General features: G+C 42.7%; 10 protein-coding genes. 7 read left to right on the top strand and 3 right to left on the bottom strand.

The window, feature by feature from the left end; genetic code table 11:
• Positions 1 to 147 precede the first annotated feature (147 nt).
• Complete coding sequence (locus AC2FA3_RS02745) at positions 148 to 1,104, bottom strand: hypothetical protein (protein WP_490508200.1); 957 nt, start codon at positions 1,102 to 1,104, stop codon at positions 148 to 150.
• 257 nt (positions 1,105 to 1,361) lie between these two features.
• On the opposite strand from AC2FA3_RS02745, the gene AC2FA3_RS02740 reads away from it, so the two are divergent.
• From AC2FA3_RS02740 to acnD, 5 genes are all read left to right on the top strand, one after another.
• Positions 1,362 to 2,420 carry a LysR family transcriptional regulator gene (locus tag AC2FA3_RS02740; RefSeq protein ID WP_490508199.1) on the top strand — a complete coding sequence of 353 codons (1,059 nt, stop codon included), beginning with the start codon at positions 1,362 to 1,364 and terminating at the stop codon, positions 2,418 to 2,420.
• 322 nt (positions 2,421 to 2,742) lie between these two features.
• A complete protein-coding gene (locus AC2FA3_RS02735; protein WP_490508198.1) occupies positions 2,743 to 4,041 on the top strand; it encodes an NRAMP family divalent metal transporter in 1,299 nt (432 codons plus the stop codon).
• A gap of 398 nt (positions 4,042 to 4,439) precedes the next feature.
• Complete coding sequence (gene prpB / locus AC2FA3_RS02730; protein ID WP_201612467.1) at positions 4,440 to 5,330, top strand: methylisocitrate lyase; 891 nt, start codon at positions 4,440 to 4,442, stop codon at positions 5,328 to 5,330.
• 153 nt (positions 5,331 to 5,483) lie between these two features.
• Entirely contained in the window at positions 5,484 to 6,623 is a 1,140-nt protein-coding gene (prpC, locus tag AC2FA3_RS02725; RefSeq protein WP_201612468.1) for a bifunctional 2-methylcitrate synthase/citrate synthase, read from the top strand.
• 322 nt (positions 6,624 to 6,945) lie between these two features.
• Entirely contained in the window at positions 6,946 to 9,603 is a 2,658-nt protein-coding gene (gene acnD, locus AC2FA3_RS02720; protein WP_490508197.1) for a Fe/S-dependent 2-methylisocitrate dehydratase AcnD, read from the top strand.
• Positions 9,604 to 9,717: 114 nt separating this feature from the next.
• On the opposite strand, the gene AC2FA3_RS02715 is transcribed toward acnD, so the two are convergent.
• Together AC2FA3_RS02715 and AC2FA3_RS02710 are read right to left on the bottom strand one after the other, a co-directional pair.
• Positions 9,718 to 10,008 carry a type II toxin-antitoxin system RelE/ParE family toxin gene (locus tag AC2FA3_RS02715; protein ID WP_490508196.1) on the bottom strand — a complete coding sequence of 97 codons (291 nt, stop codon included), beginning with the start codon at positions 10,006 to 10,008 and terminating at the stop codon, positions 9,718 to 9,720.
• Positions 10,009 to 10,011: 3 nt separating this feature from the next.
• A complete protein-coding gene (locus AC2FA3_RS02710) occupies positions 10,012 to 10,233 on the bottom strand; it encodes a TA system antitoxin ParD family protein (RefSeq protein WP_068404729.1) in 222 nt (73 codons plus the stop codon).
• A 101-nt stretch (positions 10,234 to 10,334) separates the two neighbouring features.
• On the opposite strand from AC2FA3_RS02710, the gene prpF reads away from it, so the two are divergent.
• Both prpF and AC2FA3_RS02700 read left to right on the top strand, forming a co-directional pair.
• Positions 10,335 to 11,564 (top strand): 2-methylaconitate cis-trans isomerase PrpF, encoded by a 1,230-nt coding sequence (gene prpF / locus AC2FA3_RS02705; RefSeq protein WP_490508195.1) that lies wholly within the window; start codon positions 10,335 to 10,337, stop codon positions 11,562 to 11,564.
• A 96-nt stretch (positions 11,565 to 11,660) separates the two neighbouring features.
• Positions 11,661 to 13,514, top strand: coding sequence for an ABC transporter ATP-binding protein (locus tag AC2FA3_RS02700; protein WP_490508194.1), 1,854 nt, complete (start codon positions 11,661 to 11,663; stop codon positions 13,512 to 13,514).
• Positions 13,515 to 13,642: the final 128 nt, after the last annotated feature.

The following is a 13,642-nucleotide window of genomic DNA, read 5'->3' as shown; positions in this document are numbered from 1 at the left end:
TATGTTATTAGCAGTATATATCCGCGTCTATATCTGATGATACGTAACCTTCGATACGATGCAACGGTTTTTGGTATGAGCGTTAAGATTACCGGATAAACGGTATCAAAACACTGATTTAGGGCATTTTTAGTAAATTAGGCATGGTTAATCATTGGTCTCACGAAATAATGTACTTTGTGACTCTTCTCTAAAATCTTCATAGGTAATGGCAGGTTCAGACTTTGATTCATTCTCAGCGGTAGTCTTATCCTCATCGCTAGAGTTTTTATTATTGGTACTTGGCGCAGTGATTTTAGAGTCTACAGTCGATTGATTGCTACTATCAGCAGAAGCTTGATTAGGGTTTTTGTTTTCTTGTCCATTATTAGCAACAGGCGTCTCATTTGCTGTATTTACTTTATCGCTATTATTACTAACATCTGTATCAGTAGCATTAGGTGTGGTTGAAAGTACACCAGCAAATATGAGCGTCAATACCACTGCAGCAATCAATACCGAACCAACAACCATCCCAATGATAAGCGGTTTTTTGCTACTTGCCAGCTTAGTATTTTTTGCTGGGATAAGTTTGGTTGGGCTTTGTGCAGATAAATCATCGATGTTAATCTTTTCTTGATCGAGATCTTCAACGTTGTCATAGCTTTGTTTCGTACTATTTAAAGGCGCCTTATCTAAGGACTCTATAGGAGAAAACGACGCAGAATCTCTTGCTGTAGTGTTGTTAGCCTTATCTGCATAGTCATCATTTTCATCGGAGAAATCTAAATGAACGCTCGTACTTGAGGCGTTTGTTCCCTGTAGATTAGCCTCTTGTTGCCAATCATCTTTCTGGCTGGCAAATAATTCCAGTTCTGCGGCGCTCAACGGCTCGTATGATGACAGCTTATCAGCATTTTTTAGCGGTTTTAATGGCGCCAGCCTGCCCTCGCCATTAGCTTGTTCGCGATTGCCATCACTATCAGCACTATCTACATTTTCGACACGCGTGATAAAGCGCTCATAAATATTGTCTTTACGAGAGCGTCTTCGTGGCTTAGCATTAGCAATTTTCGCTAAATTTGCCTCTAGATCATTGCTTTTATTGCTTTTTTTATCGCTCATGAAGTGATACCAGAACAGTGAATGCCACGAAAAATAGATAATTGCTAAAATGAGGGTAAATGCAGCTTGTTTGCACGCTTTTTTAGCATGGCTAATTTACATCAATTGTTTGCTAAATTGTAACACTATCGTTACCACACAATATAGTGGGTCGCCTCCTCTCCTTCAAGTATAATTTTACGCTTGTTTCTCCTATTCATATAAAATAGCCACAATATTAGCTTAAATAAGCGTCATAGACAGATGAGCATGACAATATGGATTTAAAACAGCTCAATGCTTTTATTGCTATAGCTGATTGCAAAAGCTTTAGCGCCGCTGCCACTAATACTGGATTATCACAGCCGACGCTTAGCCGGTTGCTCAAGCAGCTTGAGACTGATATGGGTGTAGAATTGGTTGACCGTTACCATAGACCGCTTCATCTGACAGAAGCGGGTGTATTCTTTTACGATAAAATCAGTACGATACTCACAGAGATTGACACCGTCACCAGCATGACCCAACGCTTATCAGCGCCAAGCACGGCTTTAAATATTGGCTTTGTACCATCGGTGCTGTACGGCTTACTACCCGAAGTCATCGCTAAGCTCAAGCAATCTAATCCTGATATTGAGGTCAATCTCAAGGACATCAGCTCCTATCAGCAAATTGATGCCTTAAAAACGGGTGAGATTGACATAGGTTTTGGGCGCTTTGCCCATCAAGATCCTTGGATTCAGCAGATATTATTACGTCATGAGCGGTATTTGGTGGCGCTTCCCAAAGCGCATGCGCTCGCCCATATCACTGAACAACGCCTGATTGATTTGGCAAATAATCGTTTGATTTTATATCATCAAACTCACCTGCCTATATCGACGACAGCCCAACCTATTAACTCTTCTATTAGGAGTAGCTCTACTAATAACGCTACTAAGCCTCTAACTGCCAACGATAAAAGCCGTGACCAATATAAGCAGTCTTCTACCGAGCAGGCTTCTTTTGAGCCGGTAACTGAACCTTTGCTGCATCTATTTGCTCAATATGGCATCTCACCATTTATGACCACCACCGTCAGTGATTTACAAGTGGCACTCGGCTTGGTTGCCGCTGGTGAAGGCATTACCTTGGTACCTGCCAGCCTAAAAACCGTACGCACCGAGCAGATCGTCTATCGAAGCCTGCTGCATGAAAATGCCACCTCTCCTATCTACCTGCATACGCTTAAAGACTTTGTCCATCCTAAAATACCTGACTTGCTTGGCGCAATTTATCAAGTATATGAGCGCCGCGGTATCACTTATCGTAAGCAAAGTTTTACCTTACAGCGTTAAAGCGCATTAAACCGTTGTAAATGGCGCCAAGTGGCAGATATCGGTGGCGGATTGTGTTATAAAGAACCGGCAAAAAATACATAGCCCTAACCCTTGATATTTACAGCATATTATGCTAACTATCGAGAATAGGCATGCAAACTATTAGTAATAATAATTAGAATAATCCTTATCCTGTTTAGCAGCATTATGCTAAAGTCGATACAAGATGAATCGTTTTATAGTTTTCTTTTAAATATCCTATAAATCACTTCTCTCATGATCATTGGCAAGCTGACACAGGTAAGTGATAATTTGCCGTTTTAACCATTTCGAGGTATTCATGACCACACAACCACTTAACAACCTAGGCGCTACAGACGATGGCGCTACCGTTAATGCTGTCCCGCAGCAAGAAGGATTTAGCTGGCGAATTTTTGGACCCGGTATTTTAATGGCGACTGCTGCTATCGGCGGCTCACATCTAATCTCGTCTACGCAGGCAGGTGCACTATACGGCTGGCAGTTGGCAATTATGATTATTCTAGCCAACGTCTTCAAATACCCTTTCTTCCGCTTTGGTACTGATTACGTCTATGATACTGGCGAGAGTCTAATTGCAGGCTATGCCAAACGCTCAAAAGCCTATCTATGGGTTTATTTTATTCTATCCATTTTATCGGCGGTGATTAGTACTGGCGCAGTGACATTGCTTGCTGCAGTAATACTGGGTTTTATGCTCCCAGCTTCTGTAGGATTATCAAGTATTACCTTAGCTTTAATCATCGTTGCCGTATGTTGGTTTTTCCTGATAGCCGGTCATTATAAGCTGCTTGATGGTGTGACTAAGTGGATTATGATTGCGCTTGTATCTGCAACCGTGTTAGCCGTGATGATTGCTGCTGGCAAGCCGACGGTGATGGTTGCTGATTTTGTCCCAGCATCTCCTTGGAATTTAGCGACTTTGGGTTTCATTGTGGCATTGATGGGTTGGATGCCAGCACCACTTGAGTTCGCTGCCATCACATCGATGTGGACATCAGCCAAGAGAAAGGCTGACAACACAACGCATCGTCAGGGTTTGTTGGATTTTAATGTTGGTTTCTTAGTCTCTGCTATTTTAGCGCTGTTTTTCTTAGCGTTAGGTGTTTTCGTACAATATGGCTCTGGTCAAGAGATTCAAACCGCAGGTGTCGCTTATATTGATCAGCTTATCAATATGTATACCGCCACTATCGGTGAATGGTCAAGACTACTCGTCGCCTTCGTCGCCTTCATGTGCATGTTTGGCACCACCATTACCTGTGCGGATGGTTACGGGCGTGCCAATGCTGAATGCTGGCGTTTGATTAAAGGTGAAGACGAGATTAATAAGAAACAAATCGCCTTTTGGACCACTTATGCTATCGGTGGCGGACTGGTGATTATTAGTTTCTTTGCCGGACAGTTAGGCGCTATGCTGAAGTTCGCGATGATATCGGCATTTATATCCGCACCTATCTTTGGTTGGTTAAACTACTCGCTCGTGAAAAACCATAAAAAACTATCAGCCGGTATGAACGCTTATTCGATTGCAAGTCTGGTGTTTTTAGGGGGCTTTACCCTATTATTCCTAGCCAACCTTGCTGGTATCCTTGGTTAGTGCGGGTTAATTTTGATTAAAATCTCGTTATAAAGTCTTTTATCATAAAAGCCCTTTTAGCTAAGCTATCAGGGCTTTTTATTGCTGAGTGCTATGGTCAGCCTTAATAAAGGTGGAATAGGTTAAAATAGAGGTATTTGTAACTAAGTGTAAGTAATGGTAGGGTAAATATTTTATGAATTTAACTATATGAATAGTAATCTCAGTAAATCTCTAGAAAATGGATATTAATATTCATAATATGAATTATTTTATTAAAACTAATAAATATATTAAATATTATTAATTAATAGTAGTAAAACACCGCTTTGCAACCATGGATAAATGGGTATAATCAAACACAACAATCTTATCTTGCTTCATTTAATAAGATTATCCCTCCACGTAAGGACTACGACATGACCTCATCAGCTGGCGCTCGCTTTCGCAGTGCAATGAAACAAAAAAACGATAATAACCAACCACTACAGATTGCCGGTGCGATTAATGCTTATACGGCTATGATGGCAACCCAAGTCGGTCATCAAGCTTTGTACCTCTCTGGTGCGGGCGTAGCAAACGCTTCATTTGGTCTGCCTGATTTGGGTATGACAAGCCTTGATAACGTCTTAGAAGATGCGCGCCGTATTACCGATGCGGTGGATACGCCGTTATTGGTCGATATCGACACCGGTTTTGGTGGTGCATTTAATATCGCTCAAACGATTAAGAAAATGGAAAAAGCCGGCGTTGCAGCGGTGCATATCGAAGACCAAGTGGCGCAAAAACGCTGTGGCCATCGCCCAAATAAAGAAATCGTTAGCATCTCAGAGATGGTTGATCGCTTAAAAGCAGCGCTTGATGCCAAGACGGATAAAGACTTTGTGGTGATGGCGCGTACGGACGCCCTATCTGTAGAAGGTCTTGATGCGGCTGTTGAACGTGCCGTTGCTTTTCAAGAAGCAGGTGCCGATATGATTTTTGCCGAAGCATTGACCGATATCGAGATGTACCGTAAGTTTACCGATGTATTGGATATTCCAGTCCTCGCAAATATGACTGAGTTTGGTCAAACTGATTTATACACCACCGAGCAGTTATATGCGGTTGGGGTTAACATGGTACTTTATCCATTATCCGCCTTCCGGGCGATGAACAAAGCGGCATTAAACGTTTATCAGCATCTGCTTGATGATGGCACGCAAGAAAAAGTCGTCGATACCATGCAAACGCGTATGGAGCTTTATGACTTCTTAAACTATCATGAGTTTGAGCAAACGCTAGATAAACTATTTGCTGATAACAAGTAAAGCACTATATTTACAACAGTTGTTCAAGTAAAGAATTAAAGCTTAAAGCGTTGGCTTTGTCATAGATGACTACAACCAGCGCTTTATTTAAAAACTATCAATACCGTGCAACACTTCTTATCTAACCAAAGCTACCAACAAAAGGAATTTATCATGGCAGCACAAAACCAATCAGCAAAAGTATTGTCAGGCGCAGGTCTACGCGGTCAAGTCGCAGGCAAGACGGCTTTATCTACCGTTGGCAAATCAGGCTCTGGTCTGACTTATCGCGGTTATGACGTATCAGAACTTGCTGACAAATGTATTTTTGAAGAAGTCGCTTACTTATTGCTATATGGCAACTTGCCAACCCAAAGCGAGCTTGATGCTTATCAGACCAAATTAAAAAGCTTACGTGGTTTGCCACAGCCATTAAAAGAAGTGCTGGAACGTATACCTGCTGCAGCGCACCCAATGGACGTGTTGCGTACCGGTTGCTCAATGCTCGGTAACTTAGAAACTGAAATGAGCTTTGATGAGGAAAACGACCAAGCAGATCGTATGCTGGCGGCATTCCCATCAATCATTAACTATTGGTACCGCTTTAGCCATGACAATGTCCGTATTGAAACAGAAACGGATGATGACACGATTGGTGGTCACTTCCTGCATCTGCTTAAAGGTGAAAAGCCAAACGAGCTCCATACCAAGGTCATGAACGTTTCTCTTATCCTCTACGCTGAGCATGAGTTTAACGCCTCAACCTTTACCGCTCGCGTTTGTGCCTCTACCCTGTCTGACATTCATTCTTGTATTACCGGTGCGATTGGCTCACTACGTGGTCATTTGCATGGCGGCGCGAATGAAGCGGCGATGGATATGATTGAAGGCTTTAGCTCACCTGACGAAGCCGAAAAAGAGATGATGGCGATGCTGGCGCGTAAAGACAAAATCATGGGCTTTGGTCATGCTATCTATAGTGAATCAGACCCACGCAACGTCGTCATTAAAGGCTGGGCTGAAAAACTAGCTGCTGACGTTGGTGATGAGGTGTTATACCCAGTATCAGTACGCTGTGAAGAAGTGATGTGGCGCGAAAAGAAACTGTTCTGTAATGCTGATTTTTTCCATGCTTCAGCCTATCACTTCATGGGTATTCCAACCAAACTGTTCACGCCAATCTTTGTTTGCTCGCGTCTAACTGGTTGGGCAGCACATGTGTTTGAGCAACGCGCTAACAACCGTATCATTCGCCCAAGTGCGGAATATATCGGTGAAGAGTTGCGCCCAGTACCAGAGATAAGTGCGCGTTAATCTATATAACCTATATAGATTAACTATATGGCATAAGGACTTACGCCATATAAACCGTACTTAGTATAGAGAATTTAGCGGTTAAGTCAGCTATGTTGACTGGCTTAACCGTTAAACCTTCTTATAAGTTTAGACTGACTTTTATTCTAGTCTAGTCAAATCCCGTTTTTTTAGTAAAGCTAAGTTTTTCGCGTTTAATAATAAGTGCTAGGTAGCGCATAGATAATGCTTTGCTAAAAGAACCGCCCTTTTATAAAAAAATTATCAACAATCCTTTTATAAATAGCCCTCATTGCAACCAGCCAATAGCCAAAGGTGACTTATGGACAACGCCCTCGTACAACCGATGAATGAACAATTCAAAAAGCCATTACCTGGCACAGATTTGTATTACTTTGATACCCGCGAAGCGATTGAAAGCATTGAAGCGGGTGCCTATGACAAACTGCCGTTCTGCTCAAAAGTATTGTGTGAAAACTTGGTACGTCGTTGCCTTCCAGAAGACTTAACGGCGGCGTTAGAACAGCATATCTATGGTAAACAAGATTTAGATTTTCCTTGGTACCCTGCCCGTGTCGTTTGTCATGATATTTTAGGTCAGACGGCGTTTGTTGATTTAGCAGGTCTACGTGATGCCATCGCTGAGCAAGGCGGTGACCCATCAAAAGTCAATCCTATCGTGCCAACGCAATTAATTGTTGACCATTCATTGGCCGTTGAACATGCAGGCTTTGAAGAAAACGCTTTTGAGAAAAACCGCGCCATTGAAGAGCGTCGTAACGATGACCGCTTCCACTTTATTAACTGGTGTCAGTATGCCTTTGATAACGTCAACGTCGTACCGCCTGGTAACGGCATCATGCACCAAATTAACTTAGAAAAAATGTCGCCGGTTGTGCAAGTGGTTAAAAACAAAGCCGGTGAAGAAGTTGCCTTTGCCGATACCTTAGTAGGTACCGACAGCCATACGCCGATGGTTGATGCGTTAGGCGTTATCTCAATCGGTGTTGGTGGCTTAGAAGCTGAAAGCGTGATGTTGGGTAACCCATCATACATGCGCCTACCGGATTACGTTGGTGTTAAGCTAACGGGTAAACTACAAAAAGGCATTACTGGCACCGATTTGGTACTCGCGATGACTGAGTTCTTACGTGATGCTGGTGTGGTTTCAACCTATATTGAATTCTTTGGTGACGGTGCGCGCCAACTGAGCGTCGGTGACCGTGCATCTATCTCAAACATGACACCAGAATATGGCGCAACGGCGGCGATGTTCTATATCGATGAGCAAACCATCGACTATCTACGCCTAACTGGTCGTAGTGAAGCGCAAATCAAACTGGTTGAGCAGTATGCCAAGCAAACCGGTCTATGGGCTGATGGCATGGAAAATGCGGTTTATGACCGTGTGCTTGAGTTTGATTTGTCAGCAGTCGTCCGTAATATGGCAGGTCCTTCACGTCCGCATGCTCGCGTTTCAACCACAGACTTAGTTGCCAAAGGCATTGCTCACGCTCCTGAAGATAAATTACCAGAACCAAAAGATGGTCTGATGCCAGATGGCGCGGTTATTATCGCCGCAATTACCAGCTGTACTAATACTTCCAACCCTCGCAATATGGTTGCAGCGGGCTTGGTTGCTCGTAATGCTAATGAGAAAGGCTTATTACGTAAGCCTTGGGTGAAATCGTCTTTAGCGCCTGGTTCTAAAACGGTAAAAATGTACTTAGAAGAAGCTGGTCTGATGTCTGAGCTACAAGAAATCGGCTTTGATGTGGTTGGCTTTGCTTGTACCACTTGTAATGGTATGAGTGGTGCGCTTGATCCTGACATCGAGAAAGAAATCATAGATAACGATCTGTTTACTACTGCGGTATTATCTGGCAACCGTAACTTTGATGGTCGTATCCACCCGTATGCCAAGCAAGCATTCTTAGCATCACCGCCATTAGTGATTGCCTATGCTATCGCCGGTAATATCCGCTTTGATATTGAAAAAGACTCGTTAGGTAAAGACCAAAACGGCAATGACGTTTATCTAAAAGATATCTGGTTCGATGATGATGAAGTTGATGCCATCGTTGCTAAAGCCGTGAAGCCTGAGCAATTCAATGCTGTCTATATCCCTATGTTTGATGAAGCCAAAAAAGACACAGGTAAAGCATTAAGCCCGCTCTATGACTGGCGTGAGCAGACTACTTATATCCGTCGTCCGCCGTATTGGGAAGGCAAAATGGCAGCGATGAATAAGCTAAAAGGTATGCGTCCATTGGCGGTATTAGGTGACAATATTACTACTGACCATTTATCGCCATCTAATGCGATTTTGGGTGATTCGGCGGCTGGCGAGTACCTTGATACCATGGGTTTACCGGCGGAAGACTATAACTCTTACGCAACCCATCGCGGTGATCATTTAACGGCGCAGCGTGCAACCTTTGCCAACCCTAAGCTATTGAATGAGATGGTACGTGACGAGAAAGGTGAAGTCATCCAAGGTTCACTTGCTAGAGTAGAGCCAGAAGGTCAAGTCATGCGCATGTGGGAAGCCATTGAAACCTATATGAACCGTGAACAGCCGCTGATCATCATCGCAGGTGATGGCTATGGTCAAGGTTCAAGCCGTGACTGGGCTGCCAAAGGTGTGCGTTTAGCTGGCGTAGAAGTCGTCGTCGCAGAAGATTTTGAGCGTATCCATCGTCAAAACTTGGTCGGTATGGGCGCACTACCTTTGCAATTTAAAGAAGGTGTCAATCGTAACACCCTAAATATCGATGGTACTGAAATATTCGATATCGAAGGCGAAGTGTCTGCTGGTGGTGAGATGACATTGGTCATTAACCGCACAGATGGTACTGTCGATAAAGCCCTAGTGAAATGTCGTTTAGATACCGCTGATGAAGTTAAAATGTATAACGCTGGTGGTATGCTCCAGCGCTTTGCCAAAGAGTTTATCGATGGCACGTTAGATATCGCGTAATCATCATGAGTTTTGAATAATCGAAGAGCCGATGTTGTATAGAGTGTCTATATAGCATCGGTTTTTTAATCTTTAGCTATGACGAATAATGATCTTAGCGCTTTATCACGATAGTCAAAGTATTAATTTAACATCACGATAAAAATTCTCATGTGTGCCAATCATTAATAAGGTGAGGACAAGCTGACCATTATCAATTTGATAGGCTAATAAGGTTAGCTGCTTTAACATCTTAAACTTATGGATACGTACAGAGGATAAATCACCTACTTTCTGTATCCCTAAATTAGGATTATCTATTATGGTACGTACAGCAGCATCTAGATCGGCTTTCTGATTTTTATGTAATTTTTTAACGGCTTTCTTAAAGCTATGTGATTGAATAACACTTAAAGGCTGGGTCATCATCTATCCAAATTCGTAAGGCTCGACCATACCGGCATCGACTTCTGCTTGTGCTATCAATAGCTGACGAACAAATTCATAGGATAGATCAGGATTGTCTTCCATAATTTGGCCAATGGTTGCCCAATGTTCTATTTGCTTTGGCGGGGTACGATGTTGTGCTTTTGAGATTGCATAGGCTTTATCAACCAGCGCTTTATTAAGACGTATGCTTGCGGTGGACATAAGATTCTCCATATTCAAAAATATTAACCTTTGTGGTATTTTACCACAACTCTAGAGTATTAACGAATATCATTCAGATAACTCGATATAAGGAATAAAAAATGACCCAGAAAAAACCAACATTCGCTCCACAAATCTCTGTCCCTGCTACCTATATGCGTGGCGGCACCTCAAAAGGCACCTTCTTTAAGCTCTCCGACCTACCAGAACGTTGTCAAGTTGCTGGCGAGTCGCGCGATAATTTCCTATTGCGTGTCATCGGTAGCCCTGATCCTTATGGTAAGCAAATTGACGGCTTAGGTAATGGTAGCTCTAGCACTTCTAAGACGGTGATTCTCTCCCAATCTGACAAAGCAGACCACGATGTCAATTATCTGTTTGGGCAAGTGAATATCGCCAAACCAATGATTGATTGGGCAGGTAACTGTGGTAATTTAACCGCCGCCGTTGGCGCTTGTGCGATTAACATGGGTTTAATTGATGCTAATAAAGTCACTAATAGCGCAGAAAGTGGTATATGCGAAGTGCGTATTTGGCAAGAAAATATCAGTAAAACTATTATTGCCCATGTGCCTGTCTATCTAGACGCACAAGGCAAGGTACAAGTGCAAGAAACGGGCGATTTTGAATTAGACGGCGTGACCTTCCCAGCTGCCGAGGTTAAGATTGAATTTATTGATCCGGTAGACTCGTCCAGTGATATGTTTCCGACAAACAATCTAGTCGATGACTTTGATGTGTCTGGCTGTGGTCTAAACACTGATAGCGTCAAAGCAACCTTTATCAGCGCTGGTATCCCAACTATTTTTATGAAAGCAGAAGATTTGGGCTTTACGGGTACGGAAATGCAAGGCGATATCAATAGTAATAGCGAAACCTTAGCTAAGTTAGAGGCAATCCGTGCCAAAGGTGGCGTTGCGATGGGACTGTTTAAAGACGTCAGTGAGGCGCAAAGCAGTCAGCATATTCCAAAGATTGCTTGGATTGCTCCTGCGCAAAGTTATAACGCCTCAAGTGGCAAAGCCGTTAATGCAGCAGATATTGATTTAGTGGTACGCGCGATGAGTATGGGTCAATTGCATCATGCCATGATGGGCACAGCAGCGGTGGCGATAGCAGCAGCAGCGACTACTCAGGGAACGTTAGTTAATGAGGCAGCAGGTGCAGGCGAGTTAGGTGAAGTACGTTTTGGTCATCCATCAGGGACCTTATTGGTTGGCGGTAAAACCGAACAAGTCGATGGACGCTGGCAAGCCAAGAAAGTCTCGATGAGCCGCTCTGCTCGCCGTATTATGGTTGGTGAAGTATTCGTAGCAGCAAATGCTTTTTAAGGTTAAGTAATACCCGTTAAATAATGTTGATTATAATCTATAATATAAGCTAAAAATTGAACCAGAATTTAAATTAGGTTTTTATATTAGGTTTCTATGCCAACAACTCCCCAGCTTAGTAAATCCCCACTTGATAAGAAGCCGCCGCTCAAAAAAACGGAGCGGCGGGCTTTGCTGTGGGATATCCTCAAAAAGCTTGCCGTCTTTGCTCAGCCTTACCGCTTAATAATCATTGCTACCTTGATATTGACGGTGCTTGGCTCCTTTACAGCTCAGGTTAATGCCTTCGTGCTGCGCTATGCTGTTGATACCTTGACTGAAATCGCCACCCTTACCGAGCCTTGGGAAGCTGGCGTGCGCATGCTCACTATTATCAGTGTGGTATTGCTGACTAAAGAGATATTGTCGATATTCATCTCGTTTGGACAGCGATTTTATGGTGAAAAGATTCGTATCAACCTCTCGCGTGATTTATCGCAAAAAATCATCGAGCGTATCTTAACTTACCGTATGGCGTTTTATACCAGTAGTGAGAACGACAGTGGCAAACTGCAAACCCGTATTGATTATGGGGTTAGCAGTCTTACAAGCCTAGTACAGAACTTCTTTATCGATATGCTACCGCTGTTTGCCAGTGCCATTGTATCGCTGATTATTATGTTTTCGACCAACGTTTGGATCGGCTTAGTTGGTCTGATTATCATCCCGATTTACTTTTTTATCAGTCAAAAACAAGCAAAGCGTTTGCAGGGTTTTCGCCGGCAGATGCGCGGCTTTAGAGAAGCCAAAAGTGGTCTTGTCATCTCGCTGATTAACTCAATCAGTGTGGTAAAGTCCTTTGTGCGTGAATCTATCGAGGCTGAAAAGCATTTAACCATTCAAAAAGATATGACTGATAACCAGCTACGTATTCGTAGTATTGGTTTTATTTATGATGCAATAAAGACCTTTATAGAGCAAATAGGCGTGGTGGCGATTATTCTACTGACCTCCTACTTTGTGCTAAAAGGTCAAATGACCATTGGTATGATTTTATTTCATGTCATGCTGTTTCAAAACGTCGCTGCCCCTATCCGTCAATTACATCGCATATATGACCAAATTAACAATGCGCTTACCTATGCCGAAGGCTTTTTTGAGATTTTAGAGGATGACGAACAAGTTGAAAATATCACTGGTATAAGTAGCAAAAACCTAAAAGGTCATATTGAGCTTAAACATGTCGATTTTACCTATCCTAATGGCACTCAAGCGCTAAAAGACGTCAGCTTTACCATCAGACCCAATCGCATTACGGCGCTGGTGGGCTTAAGTGGTGCTGGCAAGAGTACGATTATCAATCTGTTGGTAAGGTTTTATGAGCCTGACGCCGGCACGATATGGTTAGATGGTCAGAATCTAGCCGACTACGATACCCATGAGCTGAGGCAAAATATCGGTTTGGTATTACAAAGCAACCATATTTTCTCGGGGACGATTAGCGAAAATATCCGTTATGGCGATATGAATGCAAGTGAGGATGATATTGTGGTTGCAGCTAAGAAAGCTTCGATTCATGAGCAAGTCATGTCTCTAACAAAAGGCTATGAAAGTAGTGCAAAGTCCCTATCAGGCGGACAGCAGCAACGTATTGCATTGGCAAGAATGTTTTTAAAGGATCCACCGATTGTGTTTTTGGATGAACCAACGGCGAGCCTAGATGCCATTGCCAGTCAACAGGTGAAGAAAAGCCTAGACTTGATTAAAAAAGATCGCACCGTAATTATGGTCTCGCACAATATCGCCCAAATCATCGATGCTGATGATTTAGTGGTGATAGAAAATGGTCGCGTGGTTGAGACAGGTACTCACGAAGCACTATATGAGCAGCGCGGTAAATACTTTGAGATATTCAGTGCGATGTCAGATAGTTTGAATTTGGATAAAATCACTCAAACCTTAAATAGTTAATGTAGGGTGAAATCGTTATAATGCTCAGGCATTGATACATTATTTCTGTATTTAAAATATTTAAAATATTTAGAATATTTATAATTTATGTTGTTACCCTATATAAGCCGTTTAAATTGTTAGAAGCT

This window comes from Janibacter sp. CoH_79_TC_3, assembly GCF_058197955.1.
Note: the sequence above shows the minus strand (reverse complement) of the source record. Positions and strands in the feature narration are given on the sequence as shown.